The following is a 17,489-nucleotide window of genomic DNA, read 5'->3' on the forward strand; positions in this document are numbered from 1 at the left end:
CATGACCCAGCAAACAACAGGTCAATCTGGCTGGGTGCAGGTGATGCAGGGTGCGTGGGGAGCAGTTCCCGCTAGTGAACTACTCCACCCCAACTCAGAAGCGTGGTCATCAATCAATTTGACCGCTCCTGATGTAGCCGAATGCACAAGTTTCGCGGTGGCGGGACGGGCTCTGAAATACGGTCAGTCAGTGGCGATTGCGCTGCCATTGATGGGTGGGGAAGGTATCACCCGACTGATGGTATATCTGCAACGGATCCGGCTGGATTCACTGCAAGGGGGGATACGTTCGCCTTGGCTCAATCCGGGCAACATGGAGCAGTGTCCGGACATCGTATTTATCTCCCGGCCCCGTAACGGTTTCCACGATCTCTCGCGTGTAAAGGCCTTGCGTACTCGCGTACTGCGAGCGTCTGACCTCAAGCGCAACAAGGCATCCGCCTCCCAAACGCTAGTTGTGGATGGCTCCACGGACGTAATGGAGCTGGTTGAAGCGATCAGCAAAGCAAGCAAGCCTTTCGTTCTCGTCATAGATGGTACGCTTGGAGGAAATGAAAACTTCGCTGCCGTGGATAGCGCACTGTCAGAGAGTTTCCCTGAGGTACCTCGAATCACGTTGCTCTCGCTGGGTGACAGCGAATCTCTGGACAGGATCCGCTCGAACGGAACTCGTAGCCATCTATGGGTGATGCGACTTGGCGATACAGCTTTGTTGACTTCACCTGCAGGATCCGACTCCCGGTTCAAACTGACGGTGATCCAGGATCGAAGGGCCAACTCAGAGCTGGGACTGATCGCTGATCGGTTCTTCGATTTACGACGCGAGCTGGATCGAAAGGATTTCGTGCTGAAGGAACGCTTGGCCATCATCGGCAAGGTTTTTCGCAGCCTCAACGAGTTGTGCCTCCCCCTTCCCTACTTGGAGACGACATTACAGGCAGCGACTCGCCCGGGTCTTTTCCCTATTCGTTGCTTGGAGCGATGGCTGCAAATTGCCGACAAAGGAAGCTGCCTGTTCGGGGAGTCAGATGTGGCTTCACGCAACCTGATTCAGCAGTTAAGGGACTGGCACCAATTGCTTATGCAGTCCATCACAGGCAAGGCTAGATGGCTGCTAAAACACCTTAAGGATTCATGCGCGAACAAGACTGATACGTTGGTGCTGTGTGGCAGCCCCCATGAAGTAGCAGCCTTGGAACATTGGTTCGACAATGAACTCGACGAAGGCTGGAACGAGACCATTCAAATCACCGCGATGGATGGCGTGAAAGCCTATCGACAGTTCTCTGGGGTAGTCGAAGAAGTCGTCATCGTAGGAATGCTATGGCCTAATCGGCAGCACTGGTTAGCTACCCCATGTCGCCGTCTGACTATCCCAGCCTACGAATATGAGAGGCCCTTCGTAGAGCGCATGCTTCATTTATGGTGGTCTAAGCATGGCGTTCAAAGCCGTATCGATGGTGACAAGCTGACTCACTGGCAGCTCGGCTGGAATGATCGTCGATGCGACGATATCGATACGCTGCAGCCGTCCTTGGCCCTGGAAACGTTCACCCTCCCCGATTGCAGTCTGTATCCGGCAAAAGAACGTGCGGTCTCTATTCCGCTGGCAATGGAGTTCAATAATTGGCTCGATCTGCTGATGGAGCAGCCCGTCGAACCTATGGCCTCTGTGCAGAGCGGCGAGTCCTTGGTTCAGGATCTTGTCTGGATCTGCCTCGAAGAGGCGAAGGCAGAGCTGCCCTGGAGCAAGACCCGTCCAGTGCTCGTGCTTCGAGAGGAAGAAATTCACCCAACGCCTGCCGATGAACTGACTGAAGGTGATCAGATCATCCTGCTCCGACACACTGACGAGCGTATCGCCACTCAAGAAAAGCTCTTCGAGATGGTGGCTCTTTCAGAGGGCATGCAGCAGTTCCTCAGAGCCGCCAACCGCTGGAGAACGATGGTCGATACCGTCTCCGCACAACTGACGGTGGCCCAGGTGCAAACCCAGTTGCGCAAGGAAAAGGTGAGTGTGTGCGATGCGACGGTGGGCAACTGGTATCGTCACAAGGTATATGGCCCCCGTGACCGAGCGGCGGTCACCGTGTTTGCTCGTCTTTCCGGTGCCAAAAATCCCGAGAGAGCGGCACTCTACGTAGCCAATGCCATCGAGCAGGTACGAATCGCTCATCAGCAGATTGGCAACCAGCTTCGCCGAGCCATCCTGGAAAGAGCTGCAGGTGCTACCACCGTCGAGATAGGCCAGTTGACGATGGACGGATGGGCCTTCGACGACATGATCGAAGTATCGGTGGTGAAGTCGATCCGGACGGCCACCAAGCAGGTCATTTCGTCAAAAGAGGAGGGCTTGATCGACATCGTCAATGGGGTTGCGGACACACATCCTGGGCGTATCCACATGACCACTCCGGCTCTCAAGTCCCTGCGCGACTCGGTGTACCGTGACCATGGAAAATTCCGGGCTTGCCTTTCACTGATGGCCACAAAGTTATACGACCACTACAGTGAGAAAGCGGGTCGACTCCATGAGGTGCTTGAGCACTTTAAGCTGGAGAGCATCGACTTCGAACCCAAAATGTCCCCAGTGACAATGGGTATGTACGCAGACAACCGCAAATACAAGGGTAAGCCCGCGAACATGAACAGGCACTTCTGCCTGGGGAACGCCCGCGATCCGTCACGCACATTGCGTATTCACTTCGACTGGGATGCAGATGATAAGGTTCTCGTCATCCATCACGCCGGCAAACATCTGGAAACCACACAATCTTAAGGACGAACCATGGCTCTCAACTACCGAGAAGAAATGGGCCTGACGGCTGCATTTCTTGAAGAGATGCGCCTGCGACTGAGTGACAAGGACGTGGATGTACTGCCACAAGACGGCAAACTGTATGACGGCATCGAACCCAACCGCATCAGCCTGGTTGGCTGCCTGGGCGCAGCGCCCGACCCCGCCTATACAGGCCCGCAACCTCCAAACTCAATTGGCATCGTGCTCTTGGTCTCTCCCGATAAGGAAGGTTGGATCAAATGTGAGCTAAGCGGTCAATTCGATGTCGTGCATCGCTACATTCCTGACTTACGCAGCGTGGAAGAAAACCTGGTGCTTGATGCCGGTTCACCAAAAAGAGGCCAAGTTCTGCCCATAGCGTACAAGCGCTACACGGTGTGTTTCTCATCTATCATGCTTGATCTTGACTCCCACAAGCCCAACGAGTGGGTCTCAGGAAAAGCTGCGATCGAAGCTGTGCTGAAGGCGGAACAGCAACGATGGGTTAGCGATCCTCGGGTCATGCGGCGCTGTCACACGAATGCGAATGGCAACGCGAAATTCGGTTACAACTGGAGCGACACTGCTCTGGCCGATCAGACGAGCCTCAACCGCACCGTTCATGAGCAGATCGTCAGCGACCAAAATACGCTCCTCAACTATGCGATAAACCTGCGTGCACGCCTTCGCCCTACCCCATCAGCATTCGGTACGAACGCTCAAGGTAGCTTCCTGCTAGAAGTGTTTCTGGAAAACCAGACGACCACCGAGCATGCCCGAGTCTTTGGCGTCGACTCCCCATACCTATTGGATGCCCGCCTGGTCACCAAACTCGTTGCTGGCGAGAACTATAAGGTGCCCCATCGTCTGCAGCCGGAAGAATACCGCTACCGCGATAATGACGGCCTTCCTGGCTACGGCATCAGCTGCGCGGTCGTTGAGGTAGAAAATAAGCTGTTCATGACGGATGGAATGCCTACCTACGCTCAGCCCCGGGTTGATGCTCCATCGCCTGCCGAAGTTGGAATGGACTCAGCCCCGAGCTATGAAATGCTTGCCCGCGATCCACTCCTGGTTTGCGACAGCTTGCTGAAAACGCAAGAGAGCTACCTCGGCGAATGGGCAAGTCGTATCAGTGCATTGGAATCAGCAGGGCTGATGGCAGATAAGGATGTTGCTATTGCTGACCGCAATGCCTTTCAGGAGGAAACCAGCCGGATCCGCGACGGTGTTGAGCTTCTGCGCAAACATGACGACCTGCGTCAATGTTTCCAATGGATGAACGAAGCAATGGGCGCCGCCATCAAGATTCAGGGGAAAAGGTTTACCGGATGGCACTTGTTCCAACTCGGTTTCATTCTCTCGCAGATACGATCGATCTACGAACGGCATGCCACCTCGGCTGAACTCCGAGGCAGCATGGAAACAGCAGACGTACTATGGTTCGCCACGGGCGGCGGCAAGACCGAGGCGTACCTCGGTATCATCAGCATGGCGTTGCTCTATGGTCGGCTTAAGGGACGCGATTACGGCACGACTGCCTGGCTCAGATTTCCATTGCGGATGTTGTCCGTTCAGCAATTCCAGCGGCTTTCCTTCGTGCTCGCCCAGACCAACATCCTGCGTCACCGTGAGTGTCTTGGCGGATGGCCATTCACGATTGGCTATTACACAGGTGAAGGCACGCCAAACCGGGTCAGCAGCACTTATGGCGAAGACGTCCAGAAAGGCTTCCTGCCATCTTTCAGCGACGAGCGCCTTAAGTCCTACCAGTTCATCTCCGATTGCCCTTATTGCGGAACCGCCGGCTCCATCAGCGTTGCGACCGATATGGCTCGCGCGCGGATCAAGCATGTCTGTAGCAACCCCGGATGCTGGTCGAACTGCGAAGCCGATCCAGGAGAACATGGACAGGGTATCCAGGGGGAGATTGGTATCTACGTCTCAGACGAAGAATGCTACCGGTATCTGCCTTCTGTGCTTGTGGGCACAGTGGATAAGCTCGCCGTCATAGGCCATAACCATCGTTTTGTGAACTTCTTTGGCGGGGCGCGTTACTTCTGCCCTGAGCACGGTTTCTCTCAAAGATCCAAATGTGAACATCGTCGCATCGAGCAACGAAGCGAGAAATGGGAGGCCCTCGACTGCGGTAACAATACCCGCACTAGCGTGGTCAGAGTGGTGCCCACCTCCCCCATGAAAGACCCAGGTTTCTCGCTGCTGGTTCAGGATGAGCTGCACTTGCTTCGCGAATCCCTTGGCAACTTTGACGCTCATTACGAGACCTTGCTCAGCACCCTGCAGATCAGTCACGGCGGGCGTGCGCCCAAAGTGCTCTCGGCAACAGCCACCATCAAGGATTTCGAAGACCACATCCATCACCTGTACCTGCGCAACGCCGTTCGCTTCCCTGCCCCCGGCGTCAACCAGGGCGAGTCCTTCTATGCTCGCAAAGCGAAGGATGACGAGACAGGCTCACACCTGATTCGTCGCTGGTTTGCAGGGATTCTCCCCATCGGTCGTGGCCGTGTTGCCATGAAAGCGGTGGCGGAAGCCAGTTCTCGCTTCCTGGATCAGGTAGATGACTGGCGAGGCAAGCTTGCAAACGGTGATGCACAACTGCTCAAGGCAATCGGCATAACCAATGGCCAGAATCAGGATGCCCTTCGTTACATCGAGAAAAACCTGAACACCGACCTGGTGTATGCCAACAGCAAACGCAGCATCACCGAAATCATGCGGTACATGGAGGAGGTCAACAGCAAGACCAATTTGGAGCGTAAAGCTCGGTTGCTGGATGGCGAAACCCGCCTGGACATGATCCTAGACGCAATTCGTCATGTCGAAACCAAGGATGCTGATGACACCTGCCGACACATCATTGCCACCAGCGTTGTGTCGCACGGAGTCGACATCGCGGAATTAAACTTCATGATCGTCGCTGGCTGGCCAAAATCGACGGCGGAATACATCCAGGCCTCCGCTCGAAGTGGCCGCGTTCATCCGGGCATCGTGCTCTGCGTGCTTTCATCACATCAGCTGTTTGAGTCTGGTGTTTTCATGAACTTTGGCGACTACCACACGTTCCTTGATCGCCTGGTTGACTCGGTTCCGATCAACAGATTCGCTCCTAACATCATCGACCGCACGCTACCCGGGGTCATGTCGGCAGTACTGCTCAACTGGGCCCCGCAGCAAAGATGGGGAGGCGACCTGAGCCACAGGGTGACCGACCTTGTCACGCTACTGCGAAGCGACATGGGAAAGGCCGCTGCAGCAGAAATCAAAACTGTCGTGATCAATGCGCTGCGCATCCCGGCAGCGCTGAGCAATACGTTTGACTCGCGAGTGATCGCCGGGTTTGACACCGCATTGATGACCCGTGTCGACAACGCGTTTTTTGAATTAGAGCGGTGGCCGGGAAGCAAGAACGAACAGACGTTGAGCGAAGCACTGGGTGACATCTTCGGGTATGCCCCATTTCGCTCGTTTCGCGACATCGAAAACCAGATTGTGATCAAGCCAGTCAACAGTGCGGCTGATCAAGTATTCATGGCAATAGCCAGGTGAGGAAGGAAAAATGGACAAGGAATATGTGAGTCGCAGCCGCCTTTTCAGGGAAGCCTTCCTCCCTGGAGCCTACATGCGCCTTCGCAACCAAGCGTACGGTCGCGTCATGGGTATTCTCAACAATAGTGGGTCAGCGCTGGAAGGGGTTGATAAGCAACAGTTGCGCGAAGCTGTCCTGACATTCGTACATGACTGGGAAAGCGCCGGTGGCGAGGTCGACCCAACTTTTTTGACCGCCGCAGAAAAGAAGCGTCTGGAAATCCAATCTCCATCTGAAATTTTTGTCTCCCCTGCACCACTGATTCTCACCTGCAGGCGTTGCAAAGTGCTTGATTTTTACGACGCCCGCGAGCCAGATGACCGGACGCTTTCCAAAATGCAGTCCCGGATCAGAGAGCACAATGGCAGGAGCTTCATCCCTTGCAAGCGCAGAGGTTGCTCGGGAGAAATGATCCAGCTTCCTTACGTTTCGGTGCATCGGTGCGGTTACGCAAGCCCCGTCCACATTCCGCACCCCGCTCGTCGATCCACCAGCATCGGCTACCGAGATGCCGGTTCGTTTTTCCACTCATCGTTTTTTGATGTGGAAACCGGCGATAAGCTGTCGGGCTCATATCAGGACGAGTGCCCCGCGTGCAGTGGTTTGTTTGGTGCCGAAATTCAAAAGCGTGGAACACCACTCACCAGCGGTGAGTCTTTCTACGCCCAGAGTACCCAGTACATCGCGCTGAGCGAAGACAGGGGCAAGCTGATTGCCAGCCTCTTGCAGTGCTTGCAAGGATCAAACGAAAGCGCCGAGGGCATGGCTCAAGACGTTGCCGAAGGTATAGCGCTCGCTTTGCTGAAAAAGATGTCTGGCCGTGAGCTGGAAAAAAAACTTTCCATGTTGCTCTCAGCAAATATTAGCGATGCAAACGATCAGGCCGCCCTGCGCACGCAGTTGGAGAGAAAAAGACTCAGCATCGCGAAATATGAAGTAATGGCCGAGGATGACGAAGATTTGGCCCAGATGCTTGATTCAACGCGAAAAGAGGTAGCCACGATTGAGGCAAAGCTCGCGACATCAACCGGCTGTTTCAGTGCCATACGCAATTTGATTCCAGAACCCAGCACCCTAATCGAACTGGTCAGCAATCGGCGCACGCTCGAAGCCGTTTTCTTGCCCCACGATGTCCAGGGCAGAACGATCGAGCAGGAGATCGAAGAAACCACAGATATCGCACAAAAAGACGTGCTTGCCGGTCAGTGGCAGAGTGTACAGGAACGCTATGGGATCGATTCGATCACGCACATCCCTGACCTTCGAGTTGTCTTGGCCACGCTGGGGTACACACGGGAAAGAAGCGCCCCTTCAATCAACCCTGACGCTCCGCCTGTAGTGCTCAACGCCTTTGCTGATCGTGTCGATGAGGGCATGAAAGGCAAAACGTCCATCTACGCGATGTCGGCGAAAACAGAGGCTCTATGGATCCGACTGGATCCTCGCAAGGTGCTTCGTTGGTGTATCGATTTGGCGTACCTCGAATCGCCTGATGAAGAGGTACTCAATGACAAAGCCCGCAGTCATGCGTACCTGTTGAGCCACTACCACGTCCTGGCTATGCATCCTGGCAGAGCAGCGAGGGAAATCCCGGCGCGCAATCCCGAAGAAGGTGCCCCTTTCAACCTGCTACATTCGATCAGCCATGCGCTCATGCTCACTGCGCGCCGCCATACTGGGTATGACTCCAAGAGTATTCAGGAATACCTGATACCCATGGATTTGTCGGTCATCCTGTATGTGTCGTCCGTCCAGAATTATACCGCCGGCGGGTTGCTGACGTTGTTCCAGCACTATCTCCTGCCTTGGTTTGATGACGCCAGCATGTTCGCCTTCAACTGCGCGTTCGACCCCATATGCACGGATGTCGGCAATTCCTGCAGTGGCTGCGTGCAGATTGAAATTGGCTGCGAAACCTTCAACCAAGGACTGTCTAGGGCTTACATTCATGGCGGCCCAGCCAATCGCGAGTGCTCTCTGACCATCAAGAAAGGCTTTTGGGATAGGTCGTAGTAGTACCCTAATCTGGACATGCACACTTGAATTTGTACTCTTAAGCAATGAGTACCTGGGAACGAGAAATGCCCTGCACGCTTTTACTTGCAGGGCATTTTTATTCGCATATCAAACCCGACTTGGGCTGAGCCATACAAAGGTGCTCATGCCAAGCGACGTCCAGAAGTGCGACCCGATCCATCAGCCGCGAACATCTGGCCTTGATGGCATCCAACACGCCCATCACCTTCTCACACGCTTGCGGCTGTGAGGTTGAAAAAAGATCCTCGGTATACTCGCCCTTTTGGCATAAGTTAACCAGGAGCACCTCGGCTTTGCTGTACTTGAAGCCTGGGCGAAACACTCGATCCACCGCTTCTACCACAGCCTTTGTCATCAAACGCACGTCATCCGTGGGGTACGGCAGTTCTACCCATTGACGTACTTCGCTTCCTCTGGATTGAACATGCCGGTACGGATACTCACCCTGATCTTTTTGGCACGAGAGACTGTCCGGGCACTTAAAGATGAACGCCTTTCGCAGGCTGAAATTGCAAGGAAGCTGGGGATGGCGAAGACTACAGTGCACCGTCACTGGCATCGTTCGAGCTGAGCTTTTCCTTTCTTGACTGCGCCCTCATCCACTGACCATTCCCCCCCCGAGTAGCCCGCTGCTATGCTATGTTCTTTATCCGAATGGAGTTGAGCCATGGCCGAGCAGTATTCCCTTCCTGACGTACTGGCTAGGCTGTACGAAAACCAACTGGCGATCGAAGCCGCATTGATGGAACTCGTCCTTTTGGAGGAGCAGCGCGGGTCATCTGAGGCTTGTGAGAACGCGCGTGTCGCGCTTGAAAAGATTGGTGAGAACGCTGGGCACATCAAGCAGAGTATCGCTAGGTTGGGGGGAGATCCGGGAATGTCCAGATACTGACTGACCCTTACGCTTTCAAGAGACATCGCGGCCTCCAAACTACAATGCCCCGCAACCATTACTTACGAGTGCCTGCCCATTGATTCTATGTAAAAATAGGAATAATCCATGCGCTGACACTCATGCGCGCCCCGCTTTCACCCTCGCGAAGTGATTGTTGACTTAACTCCCGCGCAAGCTTGAAGCAGCCCCTCTCTTCGAAAACAGCTCAGCAGAGCATCGCTTTCCTGATATCTGCAGATGTCCCGCAATCGCATATTCCCTCAGCCGCTGGAGGGCATCCCGAAATCCAGCAACGCGTGATTCATCCCGATGCAAATCACTCTTGGCGCTGATCATCTGCTCGGTCACTCCGTGATGGATTGTTTTCATGTTGTTGCTTCAGTTCGTGTCGCAGCTGTTTCACCTCGCTCCGAGTCGTCTCCAGCAGTACCTGCGCACTCTTGGCTCGTGCATCGGCCTGGCTGACGGATTCACGTAGGGAGGTGGACTCTTCGCGGGATCGGGCAAGCTGATCGATAAGCTGCTCTTTGGCCCCCTCCTCTCTAGCTGACGCGATGGCCAATGCGTTGATCTCTCCAGTGAGCCGCGCGATGGTGTCGTCTTGGGTGGCCATGACCTTGGCCTGTTGGCGGGAGTCGGTCAGCAGGCGCTCGTTGTCCCGATTCAGGCGGCTGAGCTCGTCTTGTTTCAATGAAAGCGTCTGCTGCAATTGACGATGCTCCACTTGGATCTGCTGAAGCTGGCTTTCATGTCGGCGCTGTTCTTGTTCGCGCTGATCCTTCACGGCTGTGCGGTAGTGCTCAAGTGCTTCACGAGCATGCAAGTGCTTTTCTTCGAGCGAGCGAATGCACTCATCTTTCTCATGTACCCGAACTTCAAGGTCGGCGCAGCTCTGGCTCAGGCGTGCGTTGCGAGTGAGCTCAGACTGCAAACTGCCTTGGCTCGTACTCAATTCGCTCGCCTGGACGTCTAAAGCGGCCTGAAGGCTATCGTGCCGGCGCTGTAGATCGACCAAAGCAGCCTGAGCCTGCGCGAGCTGCTCATTCACTGATGCTCGGTGTTTTTCGAGCTCGGCTCGCGCCCCAGATACTTCTTCGGCACCTTCTTCCAGAATTCGATCCAGCAACTGGCTGACAAGCCCGGTGAGTTGATCACTCAAGTGTTCGCGGCGCTCCTTCGGGCGCGACTCCCCTTTTCCGAGTTCACTTAAATACCGGGCAATGGTCGTCATCGAGCCAGTATTTCCAAGCTCGACGCGCACGGCGTTGAGGCTGGGATTGACACCCCGAGCGATCAGCGCATCTCGCGCTATTTGGACGATTGCCTTGTTTATACCGCCGCGTGCCATGCCGTCTCCTACAATTTCGTAGTGCGCTACGTATTACATATTTACATATTACAGATACCTGAAAATACAGTCACAAAATTCGTATTTCTATGATCAAATAATAAAGCCTTATGGCTTCTAGATGGTGGATCTGGCCCATTGGCCGTCCTTGTCGCCCGGTCAGGGCCCAAAGACACGCGATTTCAAGGTCAAGAAAGATGGACAAGGCAAATCGTTACCTACAGGCGGGCACACGGGAAAACACGCGCAAGAGCTATCGGGCGGCCATTGAGCATTTCGAGGTCACGTGGGGTAGCTATCTCCCCACGACGGGAGAAGGTATCGTTCGCTACCTGGCGGAGTACGCCGACAAGCTCTCACTCAACACCCTCAAGCAACGCTTGGCGGCGTTGGCGCAGTGGCATATCACCCAGGGCTTTCCCGATCCGACGAAATCTCCAAATGTGCGCCAAATGATCAAAGGCATCAGGGTTGTGCACCCCACCAGGGTCAAGCAGGCCGCCCCGCTATTGATCAGGCACATGGAGCAGGCGATTGAGTGGCTGGAAAGTGAAGCGGCGGCCGCTCTGGCACGTGGCGACTACAAATCGCTCGTGCGCCACCGCCGTTCGATCGCAATGGTACTTATCGGATTTTGGAGAGGATTTCGTGGCGACGAGCTCGCCAGGCTGACTGTTGAAAATACAGAGGCCTCAAGTGGTGAGGTCATCAGCTTTTACTTGCCCTACACCAAGGGTGACCGCGCTCATGAAGGCCAGACCTTTCAAACGCCGGCGCTGACAAAGCTCTGCCCTGTCGAGGCGTACATCAATTGGATTACTGTTGCCGGACTCACCAAGGGGCCGGTGTTCCAGCGTATCGACCGCTGGGGCAACCTTTCAGGCAAAGCCATTCAGCCCCACAGCCTGATCCCACTCTTGCGCCGTATCTTCAAGGAAGCTGGTCTGCCCGAGGCGCTCTACACCAGCCACTCGATGCGCCGGGGATTTGCGACTTGGGCGTCGGCGAATGGCTGGGACATCAAGGCGCTAATGGGCTATGTCGGGTGGAAGGACATGAAATCCGCCCTGCGGTATGTGGATTCAAGCGTATCCTTTGGAGGCTTGGCCGTACGCTCTGGCTCCAAGCGGCTGACTGACGACTAGTTTTCCGCCCCCGGTCTTGTAACTGTCCGCAAAACCATGGCTGCGGCCAACTAGTCTTCTGTATCACGCAAACGCGTGCTAGGAGCCTGTGTGAACTCGTCACAAGTGACAGGAGAATGCCTGACCCTTCCCGGCACAGCGCGCGAGCAGAGCTCGTTAGGCGTAACGCCCTCTTTCGTAAACCTGCAGAGCGTTCTACACAGGCACCTACCCATGCATCTACGCGCTGGACAACCCCTATGCCTCGGGGTTAGCGTTCCTACTGAAGTGGCCTTGGGCCAGCTTACCAGCTCATCTCAGAAGGAATTGAAAAGTGCTTGTGGAATCGCTTCGTCTCGTAAACTTTAAAAAATTCAAAGATCAGACATTTGACTTCAATGACGATGTCAATATTTTTGTCGGTGATAACAACGCTGGCAAGAGCACAATCTTGGAAGCCATGGAGATTGTCTTAAACTTCCAATACCGCAGCCGACCATTTGCCAGTGAATTTTCTCCTGACCTGTTCAATAGTGATGCCGTCGCGGCCTTCCTGCGCTCGCCGAGGACTCCTGCAGACCTGCCTGTCCTTGTGATTGAGGCTTACATGAAGAATGTGCCTGATTACAGAGGCACCAACAACAGCTTGCACAAAGATGCACAGGGCGTACAAGTCATTGCAAGTTTCGATCCGGATTTTGCCGATGCTTATCGTGAGTACATGGCGGCAGGGGCACCGATGACCAGCATCCCGGTGGAGTTTTATAAAATTGAGTGGATGGATTTCGCCTGGAACGTCATCAAGCCGATGAGCAAGCAGTTCAGAGCTTTGTACATTGATCCGACGCGCATCCATCCTACCTTCGGAAAAAACCAGTACATTTCCAATGTGTTGAGCACTGCACTTAAAAAAGACGAAGAATACCGGTTAAGTCTGAACTATCGTGAAACCCTTCAAAAATTTAATGAAACTGATGAAGTCAAAACGGTAAACAAGGATCTGGACTCCGACAATAAGATCACAGACAAGAAGCTGACGATCGCGGCTAACACCATGCCGTCGGGCGCCCTGCAGAATGGACTGCAGCTTGAGGTGGACACCGTGCCTTTCCACATGATTGGTAAAGGCGAGCAGAGCAAGGTGCAGATAAAACTAGCCCTCCACAACAAGTCGAAAGACATTGATCTGGTGATGATGGAGGAGCCAGAAAATCACCTGTCGCACGTGGAGCTGAGCCGACTCGTCCAAGACATTGAGGATCAACGTGACGGCAAGCAACTGTTTCTGACCACCCACAGTTCATACGTGCTTAACAAGCTCAGTATCGACAAGATATGCCTCCTTCATGACTCGTACAAACGGCTACATCTTTTGGATAAAGACGTCGTCAAGACACTCAAGCGTCTACCTGGTTACGACACCCTACGCGTCGCGCTTTCCAAGAAGGTGGTATTGGTAGAGGGGCCGTCTGATGAGTTGGTGCTCAAACGAATCTATAAAGATAAACATCACAATCGGTTGCCGGAGCAAGATGGCATCGACATCATTGTAGTGCGCGGCGTTGGCTTTAACACTTTTATTGAAATCGGTAAAGAGATCGGCACAGCGGTTAACGTTCTGCGTGATAATGATGGTGATTATGACAAGAACGTCGTAGCAGCGCGAAAGGAATATGATGCGCATAAGAACATTCAGCTGATTTCATCCAAGGATAACAATGAGTTTTCACTGGAACCTGCGATGATCTCAGCTAATTCCAAGTCAGAAAAAGAATTAGTGGACTTTGCAAAGATCGTGCTTTCGACCAAAACCTACAATCTGCTGAAGGCAGAGCCCACGTTTGCTGCAAAAACCGCTTTCATCACTGAGTGGTTTAGAAGTGCTGACGGCGATGGGAAGGGAAAAAAGAAGGTTGACTCTGCGATAAGATTATTCGAGACAGCGGACGCTTTCAAACACCCCGCCTTCCTCGATGAGGTGCTTCACTTTGCCTAACATACTGTGCATGGCGGGTGCAGGGTCGGGAAAGACCCATAAAATCATCACCGAAGCAATTGCCGAGATCAAACGCGGCGGCAAGGTGCTAGTGGTGACCTACACGACAAGTAATCAGCAGGAACTCCGGCATCGATTCCTGGTGGAGTTCGGCCAGCACAGCAGTCGATTCGTAGTGAAGGGACTGTTTTCGTTCTACCTGGAAGACCTAGTAAGGCCGTATCAGCAGGCTTTTTTTGAGCAACGGATTGACGGGATATTTTTCAATGAAAGCAACCCTCACCTAAAGCCGAAGACTAAATTCACGCTGCCCGGCAGGAAAGAGCAGTTTGATGACAAAAGCTTCAATCCAAACCACTTTTTAACGCTGTGCCATACCAAGGCGCATACAGGATTTTTGGCGAAACTGGCGACTAGACTGATGAAAGCCACCAAGAATGCGGCGGCAAGTCGTCTAGGGGAAATCTATAGCCAAGTCTACTTCGATGAAGTTCAGGATTTGGTTGGATGGGATTACGAAGTCCTCAAGGGCCTGAATAAAGCCATGAAGTCTCCCATCACTTGCGTAGGAGACTTTCGTCAGACCGTCTACGAGACCACGTTTGGTCACAAGGCACCTCAGACATCGGATGAAAAAATTGCAGCATTCAAAGCCATGGGCTTTACCGAGGAAGCACTCGTCCTCAACTGGCGAAGCCTGCAATCTATCTGCGACATCGCTGATGAAGTGCATAGAGGAGCCTACCAGGCAACCAAGTCTGCGGTCGTAGATATCCCACCCGCATTCATTCATCACCATGGCGCCTTCATCGTCAAGCAATCGGACGTCAGAGATTACATTGCTGCCTATGATCCTATGGTGCTGCGTTGGAACGTGGCGTCGGGCAAGCAATATATTCCTGCGCATGCCCGCTGTTATAACTTTGGCGCCAGCAAAGGATTGGGTTTTGATCGTGCATTAGTCGTTCCGACGGACAGCCAAATGCATTTCGTTTTGGATGGCAACACGCCATTCCCTGTAAAGGCAGAAACCGCACAGAACAAGCTGTACGTGGCAATTACGCGGGCTAGGTACAGCCTAGCCTTTGTGGTGCCCGACAATAAAGCGGTGGGTCTACGCTTTCCGCTCTGGAGGAAGGCAGTGGCAGGCGCCTAAATTCACAGAAAGGCCAGTAAATTCTCGCCTTGCCCCTACCGTCTGCCGACAAAAAACGATGACCTGAAAGGGGCTGGAAGCCCGACTGATCACAGGGATGTGCAGGCTCATGGGCCGACAGCTTGTACTTCAGTCCACCAGTGGGTATTTACGGCACTAGACGCTTGATATTACGACAGCTAAGTGCGGTTGGTCTCCGTGACCAACTGCGCGAACTGCAGCAAGCTGGTCATTTGCCCGCCTCCTCTACGATCAAGGTAGTGGCCCGTGATGCCCACGGCCGTTGGGCCATCACGATCACATCGGATGGAGTCCCCGATCATGTGCACCACTTCGCCAGATCCGAACGCGCCACTCGGGTTAGCACTCAGTTGATCACGCGTCCAGTTGTACATCTGAGGCTCGGGCTTGAGGATGCCCAATTGATAGCTGTAGGCGTAGACATCAAGGTGAGGGAACAGGCTACTTACGACCGCACCATAGGGCTGAGCGAGGTTGGAGCACACGGCGATGGCCACGCTATGTTTCTGCAGCAACTCGATGCCCGCCAAGGCATCCGCAAAGGGTTCCATGCTTGCCAAATCGGTATCCAGCACTTCCTGGATTTCAGCCAGACGGCCGGCGGACAGATGGATGCCTAGGTGCTCCGCCGCGCCCTCAAGGCCGCAATCCAGCGTCATTACGAGACGGGCATCATTTGGCGTGGGGCGTCTTCCTTGGTGAAGCCCCTCTTTGAATAACAGGCGATAAGGTTGAACCGATGCCTGGCTGTAAAGGATTGTTCCGAACGCATCCAAAATCACTGCTTTGACCGTCATGATGTCCCCCGATTTAGGGTCAGGCTCCAAGCTTACTACGGGCGCCAGTGGTGCGGATCTGCGAACCGAGGCTTTGGACGGCAAGTAGTGATTTATGGCGACTTGGAGTGACTTCAGTCCACCCTGTCGCCGGCGTGCCACGCTGAAGCATCGTTATTGCAGGGAATAGATTTCCGCTCCATCATCGGCGCGGAAGCGTTGAGTAATCTGCCTCGACGCACGACTGACCGCGAGTAGAGTCAATGAGCATTACGGATAGCGGCGCATTCATTCGAGAGGTCAAGAAGGCCCCTCAGATTTTCTACACCATTCACTACTCTTGCCAGAGCCTGTACGACGATAACGAAGGCCTCTCCCCCCGCATCACCTCCATTGCCATTACGCATTACGCTACCGGTCAGGCCGTTAGTTTCTCCACGCATTCCATTGCTGAAGAGCTTCGAATCGGGCGGGAAGACGTTCTCGGGAATTTCGACGCGGTAGAGCTCCAGTTGCTAACCGGTTTTTATCAGTTCGTCCGTGACAGGCGCGACAAGTACTGGGTGCACTGGAATATGCGAAACCTTACCTACGGATTCGAACACCTTGAGCATCGGTACCGAGCATTAGGCGGAAGGGATGCTTCCGTCATTCCCGTGGAGCGCCGGCTGAATTTGAATGAGCTACTGGCCGACCGCTACGGCTCTGGTTACGCGCACCACCCCAAAATGAAGTCCCTGATGGAGCTCAACGGTGGCATTCCCCGGCATTTCCTTGAGGGCAAAGAGGAGATCCAGGCCTTCGAGAACAAGGAGTTCATCAGGATGCACAACTCAACATTGTCGAAGGTAGGGTTTCTGAACTCCACCATCCGGAAAATGGTAACCGGAAAACTTAGAACCGCTTCAAGGGGTTTCGGCGTTGCGCTAGACCGTATTTTCGAAGGCCGATCAGCTAAAGCGATTGCCCTCGTTGGCGCGCTGATCGGGATTGGTGTTGGAGTCTGGCAATGTATTCTCTGGTTCAAGGACGTTTAGCAAGCGTCCCAGGCTGCGACCTGTGCATAGTTGTTGCACGGTTGTCATTTACAGAGTAGCCATTACGGAATCACCTAGGCTCCCGAAAAAGCGCGCATGATGCATCGCTGAATGATCAGCCAATTGCCGTCTACTGGAGACGGCTAGGAATGCGCACATCAGGAGCACTGATGCAGAATTGGAGGCTATTAAAAGCCTTGCCCGCGTTGCCTTACCTCGTAGCAATGCCTACCTATTTCGTTTGGGTATTGCCTTGTACGGTTTCGCCTCGATCGCCAGTTTCATGGCCGAGGTTACCTGCCACCTTGATCCCACTTTGAACCGGACGAAGCTTGAGGAACAGATGGGCCGAGGTTTGCTTAACGCCTTTCGAAAGGCTGTGGAGAAATTGGCTCTGTCCTACCCCGATGTCGTCGCACCTGGACAATTGGTAGCTGACTTCTTTCAGACGATGAACGCCGAACGCTCAGACATTGTCCATGCCTACCCCATCACCAATCCTGAGGGTGAGCAGATCCTCCATCGCCGCAAGGACAGTCAAGGCAAATACTTCGAAGTGACCGATGTGCTCCTGGACAGTATCAGCTCACGCTTGCACGAGGTAAGTCTGCAGCTTGACGCCATACGCAGAATCGTGAGGCCTGATCTGGGTGACTGAACAGGCAATTACTGCTCAGCACCCGGTTGACCGAACTCAGAAGCCCTAGCTG

12 protein-coding genes and 1 pseudogene are annotated in these 17,489 nt (G+C 53.9%); 10 read left to right on the forward strand and 3 right to left on the reverse strand.

Annotated elements, in window-relative coordinates:
* The first annotated feature begins 1 nt into the window (after window position 1).
* The 3 genes from GKKCFE_RS11165 to GKKCFE_RS11175 are packed head-to-tail and all read left to right on the forward strand — an operon-like array spanning window position 2 to window position 8,402.
* On the forward strand, window positions 2–2,779 hold the full coding sequence (locus GKKCFE_RS11165) for a DISARM anti-phage system protein DrmE domain-containing protein (RefSeq protein ID WP_445577841.1): 2,778 nt from the start codon (window positions 2–4) through the stop codon (window positions 2,777–2,779).
* A 9-nt stretch (window positions 2,780–2,788) separates the two neighbouring features.
* A complete protein-coding gene (locus GKKCFE_RS11170) occupies window positions 2,789–6,349 on the forward strand; it encodes a helicase-related protein (protein ID WP_445577842.1) in 3,561 nt (1,186 codons plus the stop codon).
* Between the two features lie 10 nt (window positions 6,350–6,359).
* Window positions 6,360–8,402 (forward strand): hypothetical protein, encoded by a 2,043-nt coding sequence (locus GKKCFE_RS11175; protein ID WP_341637512.1) that lies wholly within the window; start codon window positions 6,360–6,362, stop codon window positions 8,400–8,402.
* Window positions 8,403–8,589: 187 nt separating this feature from the next.
* Here the strand turns inward: GKKCFE_RS11175 and GKKCFE_RS11180 are convergent.
* A pseudogene (locus tag GKKCFE_RS11180) lies at window positions 8,590–8,891 on the reverse strand (DinB/UmuC family translesion DNA polymerase); the annotation flags it as partial.
* On the opposite strand from GKKCFE_RS11180, the gene GKKCFE_RS11185 reads away from it, so the two are divergent.
* Both GKKCFE_RS11185 and GKKCFE_RS11190 read left to right on the forward strand, forming a co-directional pair.
* The gene (locus GKKCFE_RS11185) at window positions 8,851–8,997 is read left to right on the forward strand and encodes a winged helix-turn-helix transcriptional regulator (protein ID WP_254433249.1); all 147 of its coding nucleotides are present in this window, start codon (window positions 8,851–8,853) and stop codon (window positions 8,995–8,997) included. The pseudogene GKKCFE_RS11180 and the gene GKKCFE_RS11185 sit on opposite strands and share 41 nt — an antisense overlap.
* A gap of 96 nt (window positions 8,998–9,093) precedes the next feature.
* A complete protein-coding gene (locus GKKCFE_RS11190) occupies window positions 9,094–9,318 on the forward strand; it encodes a hypothetical protein (RefSeq protein ID WP_133337761.1) in 225 nt (74 codons plus the stop codon).
* A gap of 319 nt (window positions 9,319–9,637) precedes the next feature.
* On the opposite strand, the gene GKKCFE_RS11195 is transcribed toward GKKCFE_RS11190, so the two are convergent.
* Window positions 9,638–10,669, reverse strand: coding sequence for a DNA-binding protein (locus tag GKKCFE_RS11195; protein ID WP_341637511.1), 1,032 nt, complete (start codon window positions 10,667–10,669; stop codon window positions 9,638–9,640).
* A gap of 197 nt (window positions 10,670–10,866) precedes the next feature.
* Between GKKCFE_RS11195 and GKKCFE_RS11200 the strand changes: the two genes are divergently transcribed.
* The 3 genes from GKKCFE_RS11200 to GKKCFE_RS11210 all read left to right on the forward strand — a co-directional run bounded on the left by GKKCFE_RS11200 (window position 10,867) and on the right by GKKCFE_RS11210 (window position 14,945).
* Window positions 10,867–11,814: a tyrosine-type recombinase/integrase gene (locus tag GKKCFE_RS11200; protein WP_341637510.1), complete on the forward strand. Its 948-nt coding sequence runs from the start codon at window positions 10,867–10,869 to the stop codon at window positions 11,812–11,814.
* A gap of 313 nt (window positions 11,815–12,127) precedes the next feature.
* Window positions 12,128–13,789 (forward strand): ATP-dependent nuclease, encoded by a 1,662-nt coding sequence (locus GKKCFE_RS11205; RefSeq protein ID WP_341637509.1) that lies wholly within the window; start codon window positions 12,128–12,130, stop codon window positions 13,787–13,789.
* A complete protein-coding gene (locus GKKCFE_RS11210) occupies window positions 13,782–14,945 on the forward strand; it encodes a UvrD-helicase domain-containing protein (protein WP_445577843.1) in 1,164 nt (387 codons plus the stop codon). The genes GKKCFE_RS11205 and GKKCFE_RS11210 overlap by 8 nt, the downstream gene beginning before the upstream one ends.
* 179 nt (window positions 14,946–15,124) lie before the next feature.
* Here GKKCFE_RS11210 and GKKCFE_RS11215 read toward each other — a convergent pair whose 3' ends face one another.
* Entirely contained in the window at window positions 15,125–15,763 is a 639-nt protein-coding gene (locus tag GKKCFE_RS11215) for an HAD family hydrolase (RefSeq protein ID WP_133337751.1), read from the reverse strand.
* A 242-nt stretch (window positions 15,764–16,005) separates the two neighbouring features.
* Here GKKCFE_RS11215 and GKKCFE_RS11220 point away from each other — a divergent pair, with 242 nt between their 5' ends.
* Both GKKCFE_RS11220 and GKKCFE_RS11225 read left to right on the forward strand, forming a co-directional pair.
* The gene (locus tag GKKCFE_RS11220; RefSeq protein WP_341637507.1) at window positions 16,006–16,779 is read left to right on the forward strand and encodes a hypothetical protein; all 774 of its coding nucleotides are present in this window, start codon (window positions 16,006–16,008) and stop codon (window positions 16,777–16,779) included.
* A 178-nt stretch (window positions 16,780–16,957) separates the two neighbouring features.
* Window positions 16,958–17,437 carry a hypothetical protein gene (locus GKKCFE_RS11225; RefSeq protein ID WP_445577844.1) on the forward strand — a complete coding sequence of 160 codons (480 nt, stop codon included), beginning with the start codon at window positions 16,958–16,960 and terminating at the stop codon, window positions 17,435–17,437.
* Window positions 17,438–17,489 lie beyond the last annotated feature (52 nt).

It is taken from the genome of Pseudomonas sp. E141, assembly GCF_052659885.1.